Below are 21,672 nucleotides of genomic sequence, written 5' to 3' on the forward strand. Positions count from 1 at the left end.
CCGGTTCTCTGCAGTCGGTTCAGAGAACACTTGGAAAGCCCTCGATTGTCAACCGGGGGCCTTACAGGTGCTCTCCAAGGGGTCATCCAGCGGATGGAACCCTTGAAGCACAAAAGGCTGGGGGCCGAAAACGGCTCCCAGCCCCTGGCACGAGACTCGATTACTTGAGTTCGGCCTTGGCGCCGGCTTCCACCAGCTTCTTGACGGCAGCCTCGGCGTCGGCCTTGGCGATGGCTTCCTTGACGGGCTTCGGAGCGCCGTCCACCAGGTCCTTGGCTTCCTTGAGGCCCAGGCCGGTGATTTCGCGAACGGCCTTGATGACCGACACCTTGTTGGCGCCGGCTTCGAGCAGCATCACGTTGAATTCGGTCTTCTCTTCAGCAGCCGGAGCGGCAGCACCACCGCCACCACCGCCGCCACCACCGACGGCCATCGAAGCGGCGGACACGCCGAACTTCTCTTCGATTGCCTTGACCAGGTCGTTGAGTTCCATGACCGACATGCTGTCGAGGGCGGTCAGGAATGCGTCTTTGTCGAATGCCATGATGATTTCCTAGATATCAAATGAATAGAGGGATGCGTGCCAATCAGGCAGCCGGGGCGGCTTCTTCGCGCTTCTTGGCCAGGGCGGCCAGGACTGCAGCGGTGCGCTGGACCGGCGACTTGAGCAAGCCAGCCAGCTGCGACAGCAGCACTTCCTTGCTCGGAACCGAAGCCAGGGCCTTCAGGCCTTCGGCGTCGAGTGCCTTGCCAGCGTAGGCGCCGGCCTTCAGGACCAGCTTGTCGTTGCCCTTGGCAAAGTCGGCGATGACTTTGGCCGCGGCGACGGCATCTTCGGAAAAACCGTAGATCAGCGGGCCGACCATGGCGTCCGACGCCACTTCGAACGGGGTGCCAGCGACGGCACGGCGAGCCAGGGTGTTCTTCAGCACGTGAAGGTACACGCCCTTTTCGCGCGCCTGCTTGCGCAGCACGTCGAGGTGAGCGACGGTGAGGCCACGGTACTCGGCCAGCGCCAGCGTCTGCGACTTGGCCGCCTGGGCCGCCACATCCGCCACCACGGTGGCTTTCTCGTTGCGATTGAGACTCAAGGTCTGCTCCTCACACAAACGTGTTCTTTGGCGTTGCCGCCTCCAAACACACCACAATGCAGCGACCTCTCTATCCAGGAAATCAAGATTTCCTTTCCAGCGGGGACCGCCATCTGCGCGGGCGTCGGATCGGGCTCTCACCCGGATCGTCGATTAAGCAGCGTGTGCTGCGCCTGCGGTCTTCGATGACCCGGCCCACCCGAAGGCGAACCGGCCCACCAAACTCTTCAAGGCCGCGCCAGACTCAGCGCGACCTCATGTTTCTCAAGCCTGCGTCGGGGCAGCGTTGATGGTCGCCACGTCGACACGGGCACCCACACCCATGGTTGACGAGATGGCCACCTTGCGCAGGTAGACACCCTTGCTGGTCGCTGGCTTGGCCTTGTTCAGGGCCTCGATCAGCGCGCGCAGATTGCCCACGAGCTTGTCGGTGTCGAACGAACGGCGGCCGATCGTGCCGTGCACGATGCCGGCCTTGTCGACACGGAACTGCACCTGACCTGCCTTGGCATCGCGAACCGCCTTGGCGACATCGGGCGTCACCGTGCCAACCTTCGGGTTCGGCATCAGGCCACGCGGGCCCAGGATTTGACCCAGGGTACCGACGATGCGCATGGTGTCAGGCGACGCAATCACGACGTCGAAGTCGATGTTGCCGCCCTTGATGCGCTCGGCCAGATCATCCATGCCGACCACGTCTGCGCCCGCGGCCTTGGCCTCTTCGGCCTTGGCGCCTTGGGCGAACACGGCGACACGCTTGGTCTTGCCCGTGCCGTTGGGCAGCACGACGGCGCCACGCACGACCTGGTCGGACTTCTTGGCGTCGATGCCGAGCTGCACGGCCACGTCGATGGACTCATCGAACTTGGCGGTGGCGCACTCCTTGACGATCGCGAGCGCGTTGTCGAGCGGATACAGCTTGGTGCTGTCGACCTTGCCGGCGAGGGCCTTCTGGCGTTTGGTCACTTTGGCCATGTTCAGACTCCTTCCACCGTCACGCCCATCGAACGGGCGGTACCAGCGATCGTGCGGACAGCGGCGTCGAGGTCGGCACCGGTCAGGTCCTTGGTCTTGACCTTGGCGATTTCCTCAACCTGGGCACGGCTCAGCTTGCCGACCTTGTCGGTGTGGGGCTTCGCCGAGCCCTTGTCCAGCTTCAGTGCCTTCTTGATGAGCACGGATGCGGGCGGGCTCTTCAGGACGAAGGTGAAGGACTTGTCGGCGAAGGCGGTGATCACCACAGGCAACACCAGACCCGGCTCCATGCCTTGCGTCTGGGCGTTGAACGCCTTGCAGAACTCCATGATGTTCAGACCGCGCTGACCCAGCGCCGGGCCGATCGGGGGGGACGGGTTGGCTTTGCCCGCCGGAACTTGCAGCTTGATGAAGCCGACAATTTTCTTGGCCATCTTTCTCTCCAATCAGGCCCACCAACTGCGTGGGCCTTGAGTACAAACGCCAAGGACTGGCTACCTTGGCTCCTCGTACCGGTGTCTCGTCACCGGCAGCAACGGGATGGCTTCAGCGCCGGAGCGCCAAGCCGCCATCCGGGCTCAGATTTTTTCGACTTGCGAGAAGTCGAGCCGACCGGGGTGGCGCGGCCGAAGATGGTGACCGACACGCGCACCTTGGACTTGTCGTAGTTGACGTCTTCCACGGCACCGTTGAAGTCGGTGAACGGGCCTTCCTTGACCCGAACCAGCTCGCCAACCGACCACTCGACCTTGGGCCGGGGCTTCTCGACACCCTCTTGCATCTGGGTGACGATCTTCATCACCTCGGCTTCGGAGATCGGCGCCGGGCGGTTCTTGGCGCCACCCACGAAGCCGGTCACCTTGCTGGTGTGCTTGACCAGGTGCCAGGTGTCGTCGGCCATTTCCATCTCGACCAGCACGTAGCCCGGAAAGAAGCGGCGCTCGGTCACGGCCTTCTTGCCGTTCTTCAGCTCGACGACCTCTTCCATCGGCACCAGGATGCGGCCGAACTTGTCCTGCATGCCCGAGCGCTCGATTCGTTCGCGAAGATTGCGCTCCACAGCCTTTTCCATGCCGGAATAGGCGTGCACAACGTACCAACGCTTGTTGGTTGCCGGCGCCAGCGAGGCCGTCGTCACTTCACCGCCCGTGGTGGGTTGTTCGCTCATCGGCTTACCTCTTCCATCCGAGAACCAGGTCGTACAGCACCCACTCGAGGGTCTTGTCGGTCAACCACAGAAACAGAGCCATCACGACGACGAAAGCAAAGACATAAAGCGTCATCTGGCCTGCCTCCTTGCGGGTGGGCCAGACCACCTTCTTCACTTCCTTTGCGGAGTCCTGGCCGAAGGCGATCAGCTGCTTGCCCGGCTCGGAGGTGAAGAACGTTGCCACCGCCATCGCCAGCAGCACCAGGAGCGCGACCACGCGCACCCACATGTCCTGTTTGGAGAGCAGGTAGAACGCAGCCACCGCGCCCACGACCAAGACGCCGGCCACGGCCAGCTTGGCCTTGTCGGCGCCGGTGGAAACAGTTTCGATTTGCGGATTGGCCATGTGATCGATCTATCGCTCAGGCAACGGAGTGCCTTCTAGCAGCAAAGCCCGCAGGGCTTTTAACTCCTTGCGGGCTTGGCAGGGGCAGTAGGAATCGAACCTACAACCTCTGGTTTTGGAGACCAGCGCTCTGCCAATTGAGCTATACCCCTGTGGCTTTCTTTACTCCAGGATCTTGGCAACAACGCCCGAGCCGACGGTGCGGCCGCCTTCGCGGATGGCGAAGCGCAGGCCTTCTTCCATGGCGATCGGGGCGATCAGCTTGACCGTGATGCTCACGTTGTCACCCGGCATCACCATCTCCTTGTCCTTCGGCAGCTCCACCGCGCCGGTCACGTCCGTCGTGCGGAAGTAGAACTGGGGACGGTAGTTGTTGAAGAACGGGGTGTGGCGACCACCCTCTTCCTTGCTCAGAACATAGATCTCAGCGGTGAAGTGGGTGTGCGGCTTGATGGAGCCGGGCTTGCACAGCACCTGGCCGCGCTCGACTTCTTCGCGCTTGGTGCCACGCAGCAGGATGCCGACGTTGTCGCCTGCCTGACCTTGGTCGAGCAGCTTGCGGAACATTTCGACGCCGGTGCAGGTGGTCTTCTGGGTGGCCTTGATGCCGACGATCTCGATTTCTTCGCCAACCTTGATGACACCGCGCTCGACACGGCCGGTCACGACGGTGCCGCGGCCGGAGATGGAGAACACGTCTTCCACCGGCATCAGGAAGGCGCCGTCGATGGCGCGCTCGGGCGTGGGGATGTAGGTGTCCAGCGCTTCGGCCAGCTTCATGATGGCGCCTTCGCCGAGTTCGCCGGTGTCGCCTTCCATGGCGAGCTTGGCCGAACCCTTGACGATGGGGGTGTCGTCACCGGGGAAGTCGTACTTGCTGAGCAGCTCACGCACTTCCATCTCGACGAGCTTCGAGCAGCTCGGCGTCGTCGACCATGTCGCACTTGTTGAGGAAGACGATGATGTACTTCACGCCGACCTGGCGGGCCAGCAGGATGTGCTCGCGGGTCTGGGGCATGGGGCCGTCAGCGGCCGAGCACACCAGAATCGCGCCGTCCATCTGGGCGGCACCGGTGATCATGTTCTTCACGTAGTCGGCGTGCCCGGGGCAGTCAACGTGCGCGTAGTGGCGGTTGGCGGTCTCGTATTCGACGTGGGCAGTGTTGATGGTGATGCCGCGCGCCTTCTCTTCCGGCGCAGCATCGATCTGGTCGTACGCCTTGGCCTCACCGCCGAACTTCTTCGACAGCACCGTCGTGATCGCCGCCGTCAGCGTCGTCTTGCCATGGTCCACGTGACCAATCGTCCCCACGTTCACGTGCGGCTTGGTCCGTTCAAATTTGCCTTTTGCCATTTTTTCGAGCTCCTAGCGGTCGAGAGAGACGATGCTGAAGAAAACTGTGGTGCCCATGACGCGGATCGAACGCGTGACCTCTCCCTTACCAAGGGAGTGCTCTACCACTGAGCCACATGGGCCGAACCAAACTTAGGTGCCAATCGACACTGGTTTGCGCTTCGCAGGCACAAACCACTGGCGACATCAATGGAGCGGGAGACGGGAATCGAACCCGCGTCATTAGCTTGGAAGGCTAGGGTTCTACCATTGAACTACTCCCGCTCGGGAGCCCCTTCCGGCGCCATGCCATCCGGGCTTCAACACTCGTTTTGAAATCGGTTCGCTTTGGTGGAGGAGGCTGGATTCGAACCAGCGTAGGCGTAAGCCAACAGATTTACAGTCTGCCCCCTTTAGCCACTCGGGCACCCCTCCAAAGCGAACCCGGGACTATAGCATCATATTTTGAAGATCCACAGTCAGAGCGCCCACCAATCCACGAGTTGCTGGGTGGCGATGAAGTGGCTGCCATCGGCCATGAACTGCTTGTGCAAGTCGTAAGACGGATGACGCGTGACGAGCACGCGCGGCGTCAGCCCGGGAGGGACAGCGCGGGACAGAAAGCTCTGAGCCTTGCCACCCCAGAGCAGGAAAACCGGCGGCTCGCTTCGGCAACACAGCGTGGTGACGATTTCGGATGTAAGCGCAAGCCAACCTGTCTTGAGGTGACTGCCCGCCTCGCCGATCTCGACGGTCAACGCCGGATTCAGCAGCAACACCCCTTGCCGTGCCCAGGCATCCAGCTTCCACACCGCCGGCGGTTGCCAGCCCGGACGATCCGACGCCAGGACCTCGAAGATGCGGGCCAGCGAACGAGGCCTGCCATGCCCGGCCGAAAACGCCAGGCCGTCTGCATGGCCCGCCGTCGGGTAGGGGTCCTGTCCGAAGATCACGACCTTGGCATCCTCCGGCGACACGAGACGGAGCGCGCGGAACGGGTCTTCCGGCCCGATCGGCCTGTCGGCCGACACCGACTTGATGCGCTCGATCAAGGCCTCCTGTCTCTCGGCCGTCCAACCGGGAAGTACCCTGCGCCACGCATCGGGCACGGACCCGAAGGCGGCACGCAGATCGTCGGCGGTCATGCGAAGAGCTTCGCGAGCGCCGCCCCGGGATCTTCAGCGCGCATGAAAGCCTCGCCGACTAGGAAGGCGTGAACGTTCGCGTCGCGCATGCGGGCCACATCGCCCACCCCCAGGATGCCGCTCTCGGTGACCAGCAAGCGGTCGGCCGGCACGCGTGGCAGCAATGACAGCGTGGTGTCGAGCGTCACCTCGAAGCTACGCAGGTTGCGGTTGTTGATGCCGACCAGCGGCGTCTTGAGGCGCAACGCGCGGTCAAGCTCAGCCCCGTCGTGAACTTCCACCAGCACCGCCATCCCCAGCGCCAAGGCCTGCGCTTCCAGGTCGGCCATCTGTGTATCGTCCAGACAGGCGGCGATCAAGAGGATGCAATCGGCGCCCATCGCACGCGCTTCGTAGACCTGATAGCGGTCGACCATGAAATCCTTGCGCAGCACCGGCAACGCACAGGCAGCCCGCGCCTGCTGCAGGTAGGCCGCGGCGCCCTGGAAGAACTGCACATCGGTCAGCACGCTCAGGCAAGCCGCACCGTGGCGTTCGTAGCTCGCCGCGATCTCTGCCGGCACGAAATGTTCACGCAGCACGCCTTTGCTGGGACTGGCCTTCTTCACCTCAGCGATGACGGCCGCTCGGCCCGCGGCGATCTTGTCGCGCAGCGCACCGGCAAAGTCGCGCACATCCGTGCGCGCCTCGGCCTCGCGGCGCAACGACGCCAAATCGCGCTGGCGGCTTGCCGCTGCGATCTCTTCGCGCTTGACGGCGACGATCTTGTCGAGGATGTCACTCATGCTTTGAACTGCTGGGTCGCAGCGACGAACTGGCTCAGCTTCTTGACCGCCGCGCCCGACGCGACCGCCTCGCGGGCACGTTTGACGCCATCGGCGATCGAGGACGCCACATCGGCGCAATACAGCGCACCGCCGGCGTTGAGCAGCACGATGTCACGCAGCGGCCCGTCCTCGTTGGCGAGCGCGCGCTGGATGCACTGCACCGACTCGCCCTTGTCGGCCACCCGCAGCACGCGGCTGTCGTACACCGGCATGCCGAAGTCGCTCGGGTGCACCACATACTCGCGCACCTCGCCGTTCTTCAGCTCGCCGACGAGCGTCTCGCCCGAAAGCGAGATCTCGTCCATGCCGTTCATGCCGTAGACCACCATCACATGCTCGGACCCTAGGCGTTGCAGCACGCGCACCTGGATCCCCACCAGATCGGCATGGAACACGCCCATCAGCTGGTTCGGTGCCTGCGCCGGGTTGGTCAGCGGGCCCAGGATGTTGAAGATGGTGCGCACACCCAGCTCCTTTCGCACCGGCGCCGCATGCTTCATCGACGCGTGGTGGTTGGGGGCGAACATGAAGCCGATGCCGGTCTGCTCGAGGCACTGCGCCACTTGCGCGGGGGTGAGGTTGACGTTGGCGCCAAGCGCCTCCAGCACGTCGGCGCTGCCGGTGCTCGACGACACGCTGCGCCCACCGTGCTTGGCCACCCGCGCACCCGCCGCCGCGGCGACAAACATCGCCGCGGTCGAGATGTTGAAGGTGTGCGCCCCATCGCCCCCGGTGCCACACAGGTCGACGAGATTCGCCTTATCGGCCACCGGCACCGGCGTGGCCAGCTCGCGCATCACCTGGGCCGCCGCCGCGATCTCGCCGATGGTCTCTTTTTTCACGCGCAGGCCCATCGACAGGGCGGCGATCATCACAGGCGACATCTCGCCGCTCATGATGCGCCGCATCAGCGTCAGCATCTCATCGTGGAAGATCTCGCGGTGATCGATGACCCGCGCAAGCGCTTCAGTGTTGGTGATGGTCATGCCTTGAACCCAGGAAGTTCTTCAACATCGCGTGGCCGTGCTCGGTGAGGATGGACTCGGGGTGGAACTGCACACCTTCCAGCGGCGTCCTGGTGCCGGCCAGCGCCGTGTGCCGCACCCCCATGATCTCGTCGTCCTGCGAGGTGGAGGTGATCTCCAGCTCGTTCGGCAGCGAAGCGCGCTCGATCACCAGCGAGTGGTAACGGATGACGGTGAACTTCTCCGGCAAGTCGCTGTACACGCCACGCTTGTCGGTCGTGATGACATCGGTCTTGCCGTGCATCTGCGCCTTGGCACGGATGATCTTGCCCTTGAGCGCCGCGCCGATCGCCTGATGCCCGAGGCACACCCCGAGGATGGGCAGCTTGCCGGTGAAGTGCTGGATCGCGCTCACGCAGATGCCGGCTTCGGCCGGCGAGCAGGGCCCGGGCGAGAGCACCAGCTGATCGGGCTTCAGTTCGCTGATGCCTTCGAGCGTGATCTCGTCGTTGCGGAACACGCGCACGTCTTCACCCAACTCGGCGAAGTACTGCACCAGGTTGAAGGTGAAGCTGTCGTAGTTGTCGATCATGAGCAGCATTCAGAAGCCCTCCTCGACGAGTTCAGCAGCCCGCAACAAGGCCCGCGCCTTGGCTTCGGTTTCTTTCCATTCCAGCTCGGGCACCGAATCGGCCACGACGCCGGCGGCCGCCTGCACGTACAGCGTGTTGTCCTTGACGATGCCGGTGCGGATGGCGATCGCCACGTCCATGTCACCCGCGAAGCTCAGGTAGCCGCAGGCGCCGCCATAGATGCCGCGCTTGACGGGCTCCAGTTCGTCGATGATTTCCATCGCCCGCACCTTGGGCGCACCCGTCAGCGTGCCGGCCGGGAACGTAGCCTTGAGCACATCGAGGTTGCTCATGCCGTCCTTCAGGATGCCTTCGACGTTGCTCACGATGTGCATCACGTGTGAGTAGCGCTCGATCACGAAGGCGTCGGTCACCTTCACGCTGCCGGTCTTGGCGATGCGTCCGATGTCGTTGCGCGCCAGGTCGATCAGCATCACATGCTCGGCGCGCTCTTTCGGGTCGGCGCTCAGTTCGGTTTCGAGTGCCTTGTCCTGCTCGGGCGTCGCGCCGCGCGGGCGGGTGCCGGCCAGCGGGCGGATGGTCACCTTCTGCCCTTCGGGCGTGTGCTCCTGGCGCACCAGGATCTCGGGCGAGGCGCCGACGATCTGGAAGTCGCCCATGTCGTAGAAGTACATGTAGGGCGACGGGTTCAGCGAGCGCAGCGCGCGGTACAGGCTGAGCGGCGACTCGGTGTAGCGCTTCTTCAGCCGCTGGCCGATCTGCACCTGCATCATGTCGCCGGCCGCGATGTACTCCTTCGACTTGAGCACCGCGGCGAGGTAGTCCTCTTTCGCGAATTCGCGCTCCACCGCGTGCGAGGTGCCGCGCTTCACCGGAGGCGCGGTCACGCTGTACTTGAGCTTGTCGGAGAGTTCGGCAAGGCGCCGCTTGCCACGGAAGTAGGCCTCGGGCTGCGACGGGTCGGCGTAGACGATGAGGTAGAGCCGCCCCGACAGGTTGTCGATCACCGCAAGCTCTTCACACTGCAAGAGCAGCACGTCGGGTGTGTCGATGCCACCAGCTTTTTGGGTCTTGGCCAGCTTGTGCTCGATGTAGCGCACCGCGTCGTAGCCGAAGTAGCCAGCCAGACCGCCGCAGAAGCGCGGCAGGCCCGGGCGCAGCGCCACCTTGAAGCGCTGCTGGTACTCGGCGATGAAGTCGAGCGGGTTGCCCTCGTGCGCTTCGACCACCTGCCCGTCGGTGACGACCTCGGTGTGAAAGCCCGTTGCGCGCAAGAGCGTGCGCGCTGGCAGCCCGATGAACGAGTAGCGACCGAAGCGTTCGCCGCCCACCACCGATTCGAGCAGGAAGCTGTGCCGACCACTGCCCGAGGCATAGGCCAGCTTGAGGTAGAGCGAGAGCGGGGTTTCGAGGTCCGCAAAGGCCTCGGCCATCAGCGGAATGCGGTTGAAGCCTTCGGCGGCAAGGCTCTTGAATTCAAGTTCGGTGATCACCTTCAGGGCCCTCCAATGGCCCGGCGGACACAGAGACGGCCCGCGTGCGACGAGGTTCAGACGGACGGCACCCGTGCAGGGCAGCCGGTGGAGCCGAAGGCGCAGCGTCTAAGTCAACACGCTCGCGGCCGGCGGCAAACGCAACCTAAGGAAGCTGGCGACGCCAGGGCCAAGCTCCCCGGTCGTTGGACCCTTTGGTTTGTTTGCGCGCGATGAACATGCAAAAAGTGTAGCAGGCAGGGTGGACCCGGCCCCCGAATCGCGGGTTTCCGTGAACTGGGCCGCTCGCATTTTGGTGACGCTTTGCGACAATCCTCATTTCCGCACGCTCGTGCGATATATGCTCGGAGTCCGCCTTGATTCGCAAACTCATCCTCGCCACTGCCGTGTCGCTGGCTGCCGCGGGCAGCGCCCTGGCGGACACCACCCAGGTCGCCAGCGTGAAGTACGAGAACACGGTGCAGAGCGGCAACTCCACGCTCGTGCTGAACGGCGCAGGGGTGCGCTACAAGGCCGTCTTCAAGGTCTATACCGCCGGCCTGTACCTCACGCGCAAGGCCAGCACACCCGAGGCCGTGCTCGGCGCGCCCGGCCCCAAGCGCATGCACATCGTGATGCTGCGCGAGATCAACGCGTCGGAGCTGGGCAAGCTCTTCACCCGCGGCATGGAAGACAACGCACCGAAAGACGAGTTCTCCAAGTCGGTGGCCGGCACGCTCAAGATGAGCGAGATCTTCTTCCGCATCAAGAAGCTCAACGCAGGCGATTCCTTCTCGGTGGATTGGGTGCCGGGCGTGGGCACCACCATCGTCGTCAATGGCAAGCCCGCGGCCGAGCCGATCAAGGAACCCGAATTCTTCTCGGCACTCGTGAAGATCTGGCTGGGCCAGTCTCCAGCCGACGCCAACCTGAAGGACGCGCTGCTCGGCAAGCCGGCAGCCCTGCCGCCCAACAGCTGATTCAGGCCAACTGGTCGAGCCGGTCGATCACGCCATCGGCGTCGACCGCCTGCACCGGTTCGCCGTGGTTGTAGCCATAGCTCACCAGCACCACCGGGCAGCCCGCGGCACGTGCCGCGCGAGCGTCGTTGCTCGAGTCACCGAGCACGAGCGTGCGTGAGGGTTCGGTGCCCAGGGCCTCGCAGGTCTTCAAGAGCGGCAGCGGGTCGGGCTTCTTGCGCTCGAACGCGTCGCCGCCAAAGACCTGCGTGAAGTGGCCCCTCAGGCCTTTCTTCTCCAGCAGCGGCAGCGCAAAGGCGGTCGGCTTGTTGGTCAGGCAGGCCAGCTTGAGGCCCTGCGTCTTGAACGCCTGCAAGCCCTCGCGGACACCGGCATAGACGGCCGAGTGATCGCCGTTGATGCGCAGGTAGTGGTGCTGGTAGCGTGCCCACGCCGCGCCAAAGACTGACGCCTCGCTCCCCACATGGGCCAGCGTGCTGCGGATCAGGTGCTCGGAGCCTTTGCCGACCGTCCGCTCGATGAAGGCACGGCCGACCGCTGGCAGAGACAGGTCCGAGAGCATCGCGTTCAACGCGACGTCGAAGTCTCCGAGCGTGTCGACCATCGTGCCGTCGAGATCGACGATGACGGCGGCGTACTCTCTCAGCGGTCGCAGCGGCATCGCGCGCTCAGCGTGCGAGCTGCCCGCGCATCGCGTCGATCACGCCTTTGTAGTCGGGCTTGCCGAAGATCGCGCTGCCGGCGACGAAGGTGTCGGCACCGGCATCGGCCACCTGTCGGATGTTGTCGACCTTGATGCCGCCGTCAACTTCGAGGCGGATGTCGCGGCCGCTCTTGTCGATGAGCTTGCGCGCCTGCTCGATCTTTTTCAGCGCGCTCGGAATGAAGCTCTGCCCGCCGAAGCCCGGGTTCACGCTCATGATGAGCACGAGGTCGACCTTGTCGATCACCCACTCCAGCACGTCAAGCGGCGTGGCCGGGTTGAACACGAGACCGGCCTGGCAGCCCTCGCCCTTGATGAGCTGCAGCGTGCGGTCGACATGGGTGCTCGCGTCGGGGTGGAAGCTCACGAGGTCGGCGCCGGCCTTGCAGAAGGCCTGCGCCAACGCGTCGACCGGCTGCACCATCAGGTGCACGTCGATCGGCACCTTGTGGCCCGAGGCCGTGACCGCGTGCTTGCGCAATGCTTCGCACACCATCGGCCCGAAGGTGAGGTTGGGCACGTAGTGGTTGTCCATCACGTCGAAGTGGATCCAATCGGCGCCGGCCGCGATCACGTTGCGCACCTCCTCGCCAAGGCGGGCGAAGTCGGCAGACAGGATGCTGGGGGCGATGCGGTAGGTCGGCGTGTTCATTCGAAGGATTTTAGGAGCCTCCCTAGAATCGCCCGATGGCCAAGCCCGAATTCACCTGCAGCGTCACCGTGCGCCCCCTGCCCGAACAGGCCGACCCCGAACAGGGCATCCACGCCTATGCGTACACGATCCAGATCGTCAACACCGGCGACATCACCGCCCAGCTGATCGCCCGCCACTGGGTCATCACCGACGCGCGCGGCCACATCGAGGAGGTGCGCGGCCTCGCCGTCGTCGGCCAGCAGCCGCTGCTCAAGCCCGGCGAACGTTTCGAGTACACCAGCTGGACGCGCATCCACACGCCGCAAGGCAGCATGCGCGGCACCTTCTTCTGCATGACCGAGGACGCTCGGCCGTTCGACGCGGCCGTGCCCGAGTTCTCGCTGTCGGTCCCGTCGAGCTTGCACTGACATGAGCGCGGCGGCCGACCCGATCTGGCAGGCCTTGCGCGCCGATGCCTCGCAGCTCGTGGGTGCCGAGCCGGTGCTCGCGCCGCTGCTGCGAAGCTTCATCCTCGACCACGCCTCGCTCGAAGATGCGCTGGTGGAGATGCTGGCCCGCAAGCTGGCGTCGGCCGAGCTGCCGGTCGAAACACTGCGCACACTGGCCCACGACGCGCTGCAGGCCGAGCCGCAGATCGGCTTGCTGACCCGCGCCGACCTGGCGGCCATCGCCACGCGCGACCCGGCCGCCGGTTCGAGCGTCAACCCGTTCCTCAACCACAAAGGCTTCCACGCGCTGCAGGCACACCGTATCGCGCACTGGTACTGGGGCCGCCAGCGCAAGGCGCTCGCGCAATGCCTGCAGGGGCGCGCCTCCGAAGTGTTTGCGGTCGACATCCACCCGGCAGCGGCCGTGGGGGGTGGCGTCTTCATCGACCACGGCACAGGCGTCGTGATCGGCGAGACGGCGGTGGTGGGCGACAACGTCTCCATCCTGCAAGGCGTCACGCTCGGCGGCACCGGCAAGGAAACCGGCGACCGCCACCCGAAGATCGGGCGCGGCGTGCTGCTGAGCGCGGGGGCCAAGGTGCTCGGCAACATCCGCATCGGCGAAGGCGCCAAGGTGGGTGCGGGCAGCGTGGTGCTCGACGAGGTGCCGCCGCACAAGACGGTGGTGGGCGTGCCGGCGCGGGTGGTGGGCACGCCGCGGGTCGATCAGCCGGCGCTCGACATGGACCAGCACATCGACCTTGACGACGGCGGTTGAACCCTCGCCGCGCGCCTAGCTCTCATCGCGGTCGGTGCCATCACCGCCGCCGCCACCGTCGGAGGGAGGCTCGCCCCCCTTGCGGCCCGAGAACATGGTCCACCACACGATCAGCACCAGCACCGCGAGCGCGGCCAAGGCTTCGAGCAACAACAAACCCATGATGAAGATCCCGTTCGGTTTCCAGCGCTGCGTGGCGGCGGCGATTCTAGGAGTGCTCGCCGCCTGCGTGAGCGAGCCGGTGAGCCCGCCGCCCACACCATCGTCCCCACCGCCCGCCGGGGCCGACAAGCCCGCCCCGACACCCCCGGTGGTACTCCAACGCGGCCGCTCGCGTTGGGTCAAGGCCGACTGGTCGGAGCTACCCGGCTGGGAGACCGATGCCGCGCTCGATTGGTGGCCCGCCTTGCAGCGCGGCTGCGACAAACCGCCGCTCGAATGGGCCCGCATTTGCGTCGACGCCCGCGGCATCACCCCCGCCTCCGACGCCTCCGCCCGCGCCTGGATTCGCCAGCGCATGCAGCCCTGGCGTGTCGAATCGACCGAAGGCGAGGCCACGGGCCTAATCACCGGCTACTTCGAGCCGCTGGTCGAGGCGCGACGTGTGCCGGGCGGCGCGTTCCGCGTGCCCTTGCATGGCGTGCCGGGTGATCTCGCCAGCCGCAAGCCCTACTGGTCGCGCCAGCAGATCGCGACCCTGCCCATCGCCCAGGCGGCCCTGCGCGGCACCACGCTCGCCTATGTGGCCGACCCGCTCGATGCCCTGGTGCTGCAGATCCAGGGCTCGGGCCGCCTGCAGCTGACCGAGGCCAACGGCCAGCGCAAGCTCCTGCGCGTGGCCTACGCCGGCCACAACGACCACCCCTACCGCTCGGTCGGCAAGTGGCTGATCGACCAGGGCGAGCTGCGCAGCGGTGAGGCCTCGTGGCCGGCGATCAAGGCCTGGGCGCGCGCCAATCCGAAGCGGCTGGACGAGATGCTGTGGAGCAACCCGCGCTATGTGTTCTTCCGCGAGGAAGCCCTGCCCGACCCCTCGCTCGGCCCCAAAGGCGCGCAGAACGTGCCGTTGACCCCCGGCCGCTCGATCGCGGTCGACGCCCAAAGCGTGCCCTACGGCACCCCGGTCTGGCTCGACACCACCGAGCCGCTCGCCAGCACGCCGCTGCGCCGCTTGGTGATGGCGCAAGACACCGGCAGCGCCATCGTCGGCGCGGTGCGCGCCGACTACTTCTGGGGCTGGGGCGACACCGCCGAGCAGCAGGCCGGCCGCATGAAGCAGCCGCTCAGAATGTGGGTGCTCTGGCCACGGTGAACTGCGTTCAAGCCGGTACGCGCGCCGCTTCTTTCATCGTGCGCGACAAGACACCATAGACATCGATCCAGGCCTCGCGCACCTCGGGCGTGAACGCCACGCCGGTGCCTTGCTGCAGCGTCGCCAGCAAGGCGCTGCCCACGGTGTCGTAGTGCTCGTCGCGCACGCCGTAGTCGGCATGGCGGCGGCCCAGGGTCTGCAGTGCCGGCAGCAGAAGCTGCGGCTGGCCGAGCAGGCCGACGGCCACGCCGATCATCTTCATCAGCTTCTCGCCCTGCACCACCATGTCACCGGTGAAGAGCGGCTTGAGCGAGGGGTCGAGCCGGAAGAGATTGGCATAGAAGAGCCGGCCGCCTTCGGGGCGATCGGCTCGACCAGGTCCCAGCTTTCCTTGACCAGTTGGGCGGTGTACTCGTCCATGACCCATCCTCCAAACAGTGCGTGGCGACACGTGCCGGCAGGTTCAATGCAAGCAGCTTGCCGCCCCGGGCCGGTGCAGCCCGTGGAGGAGATCAGGCGAGGACGCTCAGATCAGCGTGTGGGCCAGGCTTGCGACGGCGATGGCGGCGGCCGCAAACATCACCAGCACCCAGTTCGGCAGGAAACCGTGGGGGGCGGGGTGGGGGCGATGACGTTGTTTGTCAGTCATGTGATTTCCAGCAGCAAAACCGACATAGCCGGTCGGTTGGCAAGGCCACAAGCGGTGTTGAGGGGCCTTGCGCCGCTGAAAAGCGATCTTCGTGCCAGCGTGTGCGTCAGTGCCGGGCGCGGCCGGCGGGGCGGCCGTACAGCTCGATGTAGTGGGCCACGGCATCGCCGTTGTTGCCCACCAGCCGCACGGCGTGGTGGATTTGCAGGTCGGGCACGTCGAGCAGCCAGGACCAGCGAGCGACCTCGAGCGGGTCGGTCAGGTCGACATGGGGTTGCGTCGGGCCTTCGAAGGACGGGCTGTGATCGGGTTGCATGGCAGGGTGCAATAGCGTTCAGGAGATGCCTGAGGTATCGGCCGCTGCCCCTGCTTTCTTGAGAATGTTCGACCTGCGGATGTGGGCATGTGCTCGCAACGAGCAGCGCTTCACGCGACGACGGTGCGGTTGCGCCCCGAGGTCTTGGCGCGATACATGGCGCGGTCGGCGCGCTCGATGATGGTGTCGGTGCGGTCGTCGACGCCGCACACACCGATGCCTGCGGAAAAGGTCACGGTCAGCTTCGGCGCGATGTGCTCGAAACTGCGCGCAGCGAGCTGGCCGCGCATGCGCTCCACGCAGATCAGCGCATCTTCGGCTGTGGTGTTGGGCAGCATCAGCAGGAACTCCTCGCCGCCCCAGCGTGCCAGCGCATCACCCGAGCGCAGCCCGTGGGTGATGACGTCGGCAAAGATCTGCAACACCTGGTCGCCGGCCTGGTGGCCGCAGCCGTCGTTGATGCGCTTGAAGTGGTCGATGTCCATCAGCACCATGCTGATCGGGGCCCGATTGCGCTGCTGACGACCGCGTTCGGCCACCATCATCGTGGTCATGTGGCGCCGGTTCGACAGGCCGGTCAGGTCGTCCTGCGTGGCCAGCAGGCGGTTTTGCTGCAGCGCGTTTTCGAGCTGCAGCTTCTGCAGGCGCAGCTTGTTGCGGATGGCGGAGAGCGTGCCGGTGAGCCAGCCGATGGTCGGCAGCATCAGCACGATCAGCAGGAAGTGGAGCAGCTCCACGCGAGGCGGGAAGCGCACGGGATCGAGCACCGCCCCGGTCGCCATCGTGATGCCGAGCCCTGCCACCCCCAGCGTCGCCATCCGTCGGGCCTGCCGCGGGGTGAGCGCGAAGATGCCGAACACCTGGCCGATCATCACCGTCATCAGGATCGCGCCGCGAAACGGCCCGGCGACCACGTAACACGCGCAGGCCGCGAAGACGCAGAAGAAGCCCTGCACCTGGGTCAGCGCCGGGTCGGACGGAAACCGCAGGTTGGCGCCGCTGCGGATGAGTCCATAGAAGAGCGTCGACACGCTCATCACCGTGACGGCCAGCGCGGTCGCCGGAAGCGCCTCGACCAAGCCCATCAGCACCCCCAGCCCCACGATGCCGCTCAAGGCGGCATAGATGCCGCCGGCGATCAGCGCCTGTGTCACCCGCACACGCTGGTTCCGGTCGGTGCCCAGCAGGGCATCGACCCAGGAGGTGAAGACGGCTCGATTCATGTCGTGATCGTTATCGGCAGCACCGGAAGATTGTTCAACGGTACGCCTCTGCCGCGCCGTGTGAAAGCACACGTTGTGGGAAGGGTCCCCCCTGAACCGGGGTCGTCGTTTGTTACTCGTGGCCGGGGGGCGCAGCGCGCGTCGTCGGCAGGCTCCACAGCCACAGCGCGACGCCGATGCAGACGATGGCGGGCGCCCACCGCCACGGAGACTGCAACACGAACCAGGTGCCGATCGCGCTCACGGCCATCATCACGGTGGCGAGCTGCTTGGCGCGCAGGGGCACGGCGCGGTTGCGCCGCCAGGCCGCCACCATCGGGCCGAAACGTGGGTGCTGCACCAGCCAGGCTTCCAGCCGCGCGCTGCCGCGCGAGAAACAAAAGGCGGCGAGCAGCACGAAGGGCGTGGTCGGCAACAGCGGCAGAAAGATGCCGACGATGCCCGCCAGCAGGCTCAACAAGCCGGCCGCGAGCCACAGCAGGCGCTGACTTCTGGCTCTGAGGGCGTGCAGGCGCGGCATGGCCCTGCATCGTAGGCCAGCGGCGTGGGGTCTGCCTGTGCGCGGGCTACAGGCCGAGGTCGGAAAGGCCTGCGTGCTCGTCGGGCCGCCGGCCCAGCGGCCAATGGAAGAGCCGGGCCTCGGGCCGGATCGGCAGGTCGTTGATGCTGGCGAAGCGCCAGGCCATCAGGCCCTGCTCGGTGAATTCCCAGTTCTCGTTGCCGTAGCTGCGAAACCACTGCCCCGAGTCGTCGTGCCACTCGTAGGCGAAGCGCACCGCGATGCGCGCGCCGTCGAAGGCCCACAGCTCCTTGATCAGCCGGTAGTCGAGCTCCCGCGCCCACTTGCGCTGCAGGAAGCCGCGCACCTCGTCGCGGCCGACCGGGAACTCGGCGCGGTTGCGCCAGCGGGTGTCGGCGGTGTAGACGCCGACCACCCGATCCGGGTCGCGCGAGTTCCACGCGTCTTCGGCGAGCCGCACCTTCTGACGGGCGGTCTCGGCGGTGAACGGCGGAAGGGGTGGCCGGGTCTCCACGCTCAGTACGTCTTGTAGGGGAGGAACTTGCCCGACATGTTGATCGACACACGATCACCCTTCGGGTCGGCTTCGCGGGTCAGGTCCATCTTGAAGTCGATCGCGCTCATGATGCCGTCGCCGAACTCTTCATGGATCAGTTCCTTGAAGGTCGTGCCGTAGACGCTCACCAGCTCATAGAAGCGGTAGATCAGCGGGTCGGTCGGCACGCTGGTGGGCAGCGAGCCCTTGTAGGGCACCACCTGCAGCCATTTCTGCTCGGCATCGCTGAGGCCGAAGATCTCGCCGACGATGCCGGCCTGCTTGGCGTCCAGCGTCATCTGGCCCAGGCAGGCGGCGGTGACCCATTCCTTGCTGAGGCCCACCTTGGTGGCCACGTCCGACCACTTGATGCCCTTGGCGACTTTGGTGGCAACGATCTTTTCGGTGACGTCGAGACGGCTCATGTTTTCTGCTCCTTCGTTGAGAACTCAAAAGTGGGGGATCAAGCCACGCGCTGCAGCGGCACGCGCGGCGGGGGTTCGGGCTGGGGTTCGTGCAGCCCGGGGCTCACCTCGGGCGGCTGCACCGGCGCCTTGCCGTGCGACAGCTCCTTCGAGCGCGCCACGAGAAAGTCGACCAGGTGATTGCGGATGCGGTAGTACTGCGGGTCGTGGTGCAGCGTGGCCCGCTCACGGTCGCGCGGCATCGTGTTCTTCACGATCTCGGCCACCCGCGCCTGCGGGCCGTTGCTCATCAGCAGGATGCGGTCGGCCAGCAGGATGGCTTCGTCGACATCGTGCGTGATCATGAAGACGGTCTGGTGCGTCTCGGCGCAGATGCGCAGCAGCTCGTCCTGGATCGTGCCGCGCGTCAGCGCATCCAGCGCGCCGAAGGGCTCGTCGAGCAGCAGCATGCGCGGCTGGATCGCAAACGCGCGCGCAATGCCCACCCGCTGCTTCATGCCACCCGAAAGCGCCGACGGCTTCTTGTCGATGGCCGCCGACAGGCCCACCATCGCCACGTACTTTTCCACGTGCTCGTTGACCTGCGACCGGCTCCACAGCGGCCACTTGCTGCGCACCGCAAACGCGATGTTGGCGCGCACCGTGAGCCACGGCATCAGCGCATGGCCCTGGAACACCACGCCGCGCTCCAGGCTCGGGCCGGCGATCTCGCGGTTGTCCATGAACACATGACCCTCGCTCGCCTGCTCCAGCCCCGCCAGCACGTTGAGGATGGTCGTCTTGCCGCAGCCGCTGTGGCCGATGATGCAGACGAACTCACCCTGGCGGATGTCGAAGTTGACGCTGTCGAAGACGGTGCTGTCGCCGTAGCGCTTGGCCAGGCCTTCGATCTTGAGGAAGGCATCAGTCGACATAGGTCACCACCTTCTGCAGCTTGGCGAACATCAGGTCGAGCAACATGCCCACCACGCCAATGGTGAGGATCGCGAAGATCACGTTCGGCAGCGACAGGTTGTTCCACTCGTTCCACACGAAATAGCCAATGCCGGTGCCGCCCACCAGCATCTCGGCTGCGACGATCACGAGCCAGGCGATGCCCATGCTGATGCGCATGCCGGTGAGGATGGTCGGCGCCGCCGCCGGCAGGATGACCTCGAAGGCCCGGCGCAGCGGCGTCACCTCCAGCGTGCGCGCCACGTTGAGCCACTCGCGGCGCACGCTCGCCACGCCGAACGCGGTGTTGATGAGCATGGGCCACACCGAGCAGATGAAGATCACGAAGATGCCGCTGATCGACGAGTCCTTGATGGTGTAGAGCGCGAGCGGCATCCACGCGAGCGGCGAGATGGGCTTCAACACCTGGATGAACGGGTCGAGCGCGCGGTACACCAGCGGGCTCATGCCGATCACGAAGCCGAGCGGGATGGCCACCAGCGCCGCGAGCAGGTAGCCCAGGCCCACGCGCGCCAGCGAGTAGCCGAGCTGCAGCGCGATGCCCTTGTCGTTGGGTCCGTTGTCGTAGAACGGCTGCGACAGGTGGCGCACGATGGTGCTGCCCATCTGCGCCAGCGTCGGGAAACCCGACTTCGCGCTCGGCGCGCCACCGGCCGCCGGGTCCTTGCCCATCAGCTTGGCGTATTCGATCTGCTCGGGCGTGAGCGCCGGGCCCGCGGCCGCCACCGGCGCGCTGCCGAGCGTGGCCACGTGCCAGATCGCCAGCACCAGCAGCAGGATCACCGCCGAGAGCAGCCCGGCCCTGAGGCCGAGCGAACGGGAGGCGTTCATCGATCAGACCCGCTTGATCGCAAAGCCGTTGGCATACGCCTCGGCCTTCTCCGGGTCGAACACCTTCCCCATCACGGTGATCTTCGGATACGCCCCGTCAGGCACCTTCATGTCGAGTGCCTTCATCTGCTTCTTCGCATCGGTCAGCAGGAACACCTTCTCCGCGATCTGCTTGTAGTTCACCTCGCCCTTCACGTAGCCCCAGCGCTTCATCTGCGTGAGCATCCACACCGCCATGCTCTGCCACGGGATGGGGTCGAAGTCGGCGCGGTCGGGCACGTTCTTCACGTTGCCCAGGCCGTCGGCGAACTTGCCGGTGAGCACCTGCGTCAGCACCGTCTCGGGCTGGTTCAGGTACGCCTGCGGTGCGATCACCTTGGCGATCAGCTCGCGGTTGCGCGCCTCGCGTGCCATGGCGGCCGAGGTCAGCACCGCGCGGTACAACGCCGCGAAGGTGTTGGGGTTCTTCTGGATGAACTCGGTGCTGGTGCCGAAGGCGCAGCAGGGGTGGCCGTTCCACAGCTCCTTGGTGAGCAGGTGGATGAAGCCCACCTCCTCGAACACCGCACGCTGGTTGAAGGGGTCGGGGCCGAGGTAGCCGTCGATGTTGCCGGCGCGCAGGTTGGCCACCATCTCGGGCGGTGGCACCACGCGGATCTGGATGTCGCGGTCGGGGTCGAGCCCCGCTTCGGCCACGTAGTAGCGCAGCAGGAAGTTGTGCATCGAGTACTCGAAGGGCACGGCGAACTTGAAGCCCTTCCAGTCTTTCGGGTCGCGCTTGTCCTTGTGCTTGACGTGCAGCGTGATCGCCTGGCCGTTGGTGTTCTGGATGGTCGCCACGTTCATCGGCGTGGGGTTGCTGCCCACGCCGAGCGAGATCGCCAGCGGCATCGGCGACAGGAAGTGCGTCGCGTCGTACTCCTTGTTGAGCATCTTGTCGCGGATGAGCGCCCAGCCGGCCGTCTTCACCACCTGCACGTCGAGCCCCTGCTTCGAATAGAAGCCGAGCGGGTGCGCCATGATCAGCGGCGTGGCGCAGGTGATCGGGATGAAGCCGATCTTGAGCTCACGCTTCTCGAGCGCGCCTTTCTCCTGGGCCATCGCCTGCAGCGAGGCGACGGGCAACACGCTGCCGATCGCCGCCATCGCCGAGCCCTTGCCCACCGCCCGCAGGAAGCGCCGGCGCACCGCGTCGTGCGGGAAGAGTGCCTTCACGAGCGACGCTTCGATGAAATCGTTGGAGTAGGCCTCGAACTCGGTGGTTTCGCTGCGACGCTTGAGTTCGGTCACGGCCGCTTCGGCACTCAGGTGCTCTTCGGCGGAGGCGTGCTGGCCGCAGGCGCAGCGCATGGCGAGCGGGCGATCGGCGTTGTAGGGGTCGAAGCGGTTGTCGGTGCGCATGGCGG

The 21,672-nt window shown here is 65.7% G+C and carries 27 protein-coding genes, 4 tRNA genes and 2 pseudogenes; 4 read left to right on the top strand and 29 right to left on the bottom strand.

Translation table 11 applies throughout. The features are described 5' to 3' along the window. Nucleotides 1-160: 160 nt before the first annotated feature. The 16 genes and pseudogenes from rplL to trpE all read right to left on the bottom strand — a co-directional run bounded on the left by rplL (nucleotide 161) and on the right by trpE (nucleotide 9,978). Nucleotides 161-544, bottom strand: coding sequence for a 50S ribosomal protein L7/L12 (rplL, locus tag LRS03_RS15345; RefSeq protein ID WP_257826461.1), 384 nt, complete (start codon nucleotides 542-544; stop codon nucleotides 161-163). A 43-nt stretch (nucleotides 545-587) separates the two neighbouring features. Next, nucleotides 588-1,091, bottom strand: a complete 504-nt coding sequence (gene rplJ / locus LRS03_RS15350; RefSeq protein ID WP_257826462.1) for a 50S ribosomal protein L10 — start codon at nucleotides 1,089-1,091, stop codon at nucleotides 588-590. Nucleotides 1,092-1,355: 264 nt separating this feature from the next. Next, nucleotides 1,356-2,066 carry a 50S ribosomal protein L1 gene (gene rplA, locus LRS03_RS15355; protein ID WP_257826463.1) on the bottom strand — a complete coding sequence of 237 codons (711 nt, stop codon included), beginning with the start codon at nucleotides 2,064-2,066 and terminating at the stop codon, nucleotides 1,356-1,358. A 2-nt stretch (nucleotides 2,067-2,068) separates the two neighbouring features. Beyond that, entirely contained in the window at nucleotides 2,069-2,500 is a 432-nt protein-coding gene (gene rplK / locus LRS03_RS15360; RefSeq protein WP_257826464.1) for a 50S ribosomal protein L11, read from the bottom strand. Between the two features lie 144 nt (nucleotides 2,501-2,644). Further along, a pseudogene (gene nusG / locus LRS03_RS15365) lies at nucleotides 2,645-3,234 on the bottom strand (transcription termination/antitermination protein NusG). 4 nt (nucleotides 3,235-3,238) lie between these two features. Beyond that, nucleotides 3,239-3,622 (bottom strand): preprotein translocase subunit SecE, encoded by a 384-nt coding sequence (gene secE / locus LRS03_RS15370; protein ID WP_257826466.1) that lies wholly within the window; start codon nucleotides 3,620-3,622, stop codon nucleotides 3,239-3,241. A 76-nt stretch (nucleotides 3,623-3,698) separates the two neighbouring features. After that, a tRNA-Trp gene (locus LRS03_RS15375) sits at nucleotides 3,699-3,774 on the bottom strand. A 10-nt stretch (nucleotides 3,775-3,784) separates the two neighbouring features. Beyond that, nucleotides 3,785-4,976, bottom strand: a pseudogene (gene tuf / locus LRS03_RS15380) (elongation factor Tu). Between the two features lie 47 nt (nucleotides 4,977-5,023). Then, a tRNA-Thr gene (locus LRS03_RS15385) sits at nucleotides 5,024-5,098 on the bottom strand. A gap of 68 nt (nucleotides 5,099-5,166) precedes the next feature. After that, nucleotides 5,167-5,240, bottom strand: a tRNA-Gly gene (locus tag LRS03_RS15390). A gap of 64 nt (nucleotides 5,241-5,304) precedes the next feature. Then, nucleotides 5,305-5,390, bottom strand: a tRNA-Tyr gene (locus LRS03_RS15395). Nucleotides 5,391-5,434: 44 nt separating this feature from the next. Continuing rightward, entirely contained in the window at nucleotides 5,435-6,100 is a 666-nt protein-coding gene (locus tag LRS03_RS15400) for a uracil-DNA glycosylase (RefSeq protein WP_257826468.1), read from the bottom strand. Next, on the bottom strand, nucleotides 6,097-6,885 hold the full coding sequence (gene trpC, locus LRS03_RS15405) for an indole-3-glycerol phosphate synthase TrpC (protein ID WP_257826470.1): 789 nt from the start codon (nucleotides 6,883-6,885) through the stop codon (nucleotides 6,097-6,099). The genes LRS03_RS15400 and trpC overlap by 4 nt, the downstream gene beginning before the upstream one ends. Then, nucleotides 6,882-7,913 (bottom strand): anthranilate phosphoribosyltransferase, encoded by a 1,032-nt coding sequence (trpD, locus tag LRS03_RS15410; protein ID WP_257826471.1) that lies wholly within the window; start codon nucleotides 7,911-7,913, stop codon nucleotides 6,882-6,884. The genes trpC and trpD overlap by 4 nt, the downstream gene beginning before the upstream one ends. After that, entirely contained in the window at nucleotides 7,894-8,493 is a 600-nt protein-coding gene (locus LRS03_RS15415; RefSeq protein WP_257826472.1) for an aminodeoxychorismate/anthranilate synthase component II, read from the bottom strand. Before LRS03_RS15415 ends, trpD begins: the two co-directional genes overlap by 20 nt. Continuing rightward, nucleotides 8,494-9,978, bottom strand: coding sequence for an anthranilate synthase component I (gene trpE, locus LRS03_RS15420; RefSeq protein ID WP_257826473.1), 1,485 nt, complete (start codon nucleotides 9,976-9,978; stop codon nucleotides 8,494-8,496). A 359-nt stretch (nucleotides 9,979-10,337) separates the two neighbouring features. On the opposite strand from trpE, the gene LRS03_RS15425 reads away from it, so the two are divergent. Then, entirely contained in the window at nucleotides 10,338-10,937 is a 600-nt protein-coding gene (locus LRS03_RS15425; protein WP_374685105.1) for a chalcone isomerase family protein, read from the top strand. Between the two features lies 1 nt (nucleotide 10,938). On the opposite strand, the gene gph is transcribed toward LRS03_RS15425, so the two are convergent. Together gph and rpe are read right to left on the bottom strand one after the other, a co-directional pair. Continuing rightward, nucleotides 10,939-11,598 carry a phosphoglycolate phosphatase gene (gph, locus tag LRS03_RS15430; RefSeq protein ID WP_257826476.1) on the bottom strand — a complete coding sequence of 220 codons (660 nt, stop codon included), beginning with the start codon at nucleotides 11,596-11,598 and terminating at the stop codon, nucleotides 10,939-10,941. Nucleotides 11,599-11,605: 7 nt separating this feature from the next. Continuing rightward, a complete protein-coding gene (rpe, locus tag LRS03_RS15435) occupies nucleotides 11,606-12,292 on the bottom strand; it encodes a ribulose-phosphate 3-epimerase (protein WP_257826478.1) in 687 nt (228 codons plus the stop codon). A gap of 35 nt (nucleotides 12,293-12,327) precedes the next feature. Here rpe and apaG point away from each other — a divergent pair, with 35 nt between their 5' ends. Continuing rightward, the gene (gene apaG / locus LRS03_RS15440) at nucleotides 12,328-12,702 is read left to right on the top strand and encodes a Co2+/Mg2+ efflux protein ApaG (RefSeq protein ID WP_257826480.1); all 375 of its coding nucleotides are present in this window, start codon (nucleotides 12,328-12,330) and stop codon (nucleotides 12,700-12,702) included. Nucleotide 12,703: 1 nt separating this feature from the next. Continuing rightward, on the top strand, nucleotides 12,704-13,501 hold the full coding sequence (gene cysE / locus LRS03_RS15445) for a serine O-acetyltransferase (protein ID WP_257826481.1): 798 nt from the start codon (nucleotides 12,704-12,706) through the stop codon (nucleotides 13,499-13,501). Nucleotides 13,502-13,516: 15 nt separating this feature from the next. Here the strand turns inward: cysE and LRS03_RS15450 are convergent, their stop codons facing one another. After that, nucleotides 13,517-13,663 (bottom strand): hypothetical protein, encoded by a 147-nt coding sequence (locus LRS03_RS15450; protein WP_257826483.1) that lies wholly within the window; start codon nucleotides 13,661-13,663, stop codon nucleotides 13,517-13,519. On the opposite strand from LRS03_RS15450, the gene mltA reads away from it, so the two are divergent. Then, nucleotides 13,662-14,813 (top strand): murein transglycosylase A, encoded by a 1,152-nt coding sequence (gene mltA / locus LRS03_RS15455; RefSeq protein WP_257826484.1) that lies wholly within the window; start codon nucleotides 13,662-13,664, stop codon nucleotides 14,811-14,813. The genes LRS03_RS15450 and mltA overlap by 2 nt on opposite strands. Nucleotides 14,814-14,820: 7 nt before the next feature. Here the strand turns inward: mltA and LRS03_RS15460 are convergent, their stop codons facing one another. The 10 genes from LRS03_RS15460 to LRS03_RS15505 form a co-directional block, all read right to left on the bottom strand. Beyond that, nucleotides 14,821-15,240 (bottom strand): globin domain-containing protein, encoded by a 420-nt coding sequence (locus tag LRS03_RS15460; protein ID WP_257826486.1) that lies wholly within the window; start codon nucleotides 15,238-15,240, stop codon nucleotides 14,821-14,823. A gap of 99 nt (nucleotides 15,241-15,339) precedes the next feature. Beyond that, nucleotides 15,340-15,462: a hypothetical protein gene (locus tag LRS03_RS15465; protein ID WP_257826488.1), complete on the bottom strand. Its 123-nt coding sequence runs from the start codon at nucleotides 15,460-15,462 to the stop codon at nucleotides 15,340-15,342. Between the two features lie 106 nt (nucleotides 15,463-15,568). Further along, a complete protein-coding gene (locus LRS03_RS15470) occupies nucleotides 15,569-15,778 on the bottom strand; it encodes a DUF3606 domain-containing protein (RefSeq protein ID WP_257826490.1) in 210 nt (69 codons plus the stop codon). Nucleotides 15,779-15,888: 110 nt separating this feature from the next. Further along, entirely contained in the window at nucleotides 15,889-17,001 is a 1,113-nt protein-coding gene (locus tag LRS03_RS15475; RefSeq protein WP_257826492.1) for a GGDEF domain-containing protein, read from the bottom strand. Between the two features lie 112 nt (nucleotides 17,002-17,113). Next, nucleotides 17,114-17,521, bottom strand: coding sequence for a YbaN family protein (locus LRS03_RS15480; RefSeq protein ID WP_257826493.1), 408 nt, complete (start codon nucleotides 17,519-17,521; stop codon nucleotides 17,114-17,116). A 46-nt stretch (nucleotides 17,522-17,567) separates the two neighbouring features. Beyond that, nucleotides 17,568-18,041 carry a nuclear transport factor 2 family protein gene (locus LRS03_RS15485; protein WP_374685106.1) on the bottom strand — a complete coding sequence of 158 codons (474 nt, stop codon included), beginning with the start codon at nucleotides 18,039-18,041 and terminating at the stop codon, nucleotides 17,568-17,570. Further along, nucleotides 18,038-18,481 carry a cyanase gene (gene cynS / locus LRS03_RS15490; protein WP_257826497.1) on the bottom strand — a complete coding sequence of 148 codons (444 nt, stop codon included), beginning with the start codon at nucleotides 18,479-18,481 and terminating at the stop codon, nucleotides 18,038-18,040. Before cynS ends, LRS03_RS15485 begins: the two co-directional genes overlap by 4 nt. A gap of 38 nt (nucleotides 18,482-18,519) precedes the next feature. Beyond that, the gene (locus tag LRS03_RS15495) at nucleotides 18,520-19,395 is read right to left on the bottom strand and encodes an ABC transporter ATP-binding protein (protein WP_257826498.1); all 876 of its coding nucleotides are present in this window, start codon (nucleotides 19,393-19,395) and stop codon (nucleotides 18,520-18,522) included. Beyond that, nucleotides 19,385-20,266, bottom strand: coding sequence for a nitrate ABC transporter permease (gene ntrB, locus LRS03_RS15500; protein WP_257826500.1), 882 nt, complete (start codon nucleotides 20,264-20,266; stop codon nucleotides 19,385-19,387). Before ntrB ends, LRS03_RS15495 begins: the two co-directional genes overlap by 11 nt. Nucleotides 20,267-20,269: 3 nt before the next feature. Next, nucleotides 20,270-21,667 (bottom strand): CmpA/NrtA family ABC transporter substrate-binding protein, encoded by a 1,398-nt coding sequence (locus tag LRS03_RS15505; protein ID WP_257826502.1) that lies wholly within the window; start codon nucleotides 21,665-21,667, stop codon nucleotides 20,270-20,272. Nucleotides 21,668-21,672: the final 5 nt, after the last annotated feature.

It is taken from the genome of Rhizobacter sp. J219 (genome assembly GCF_024700055.1).
Taxonomy (GTDB): domain Bacteria; phylum Pseudomonadota; class Gammaproteobacteria; order Burkholderiales; family Burkholderiaceae_C; genus Rhizobacter.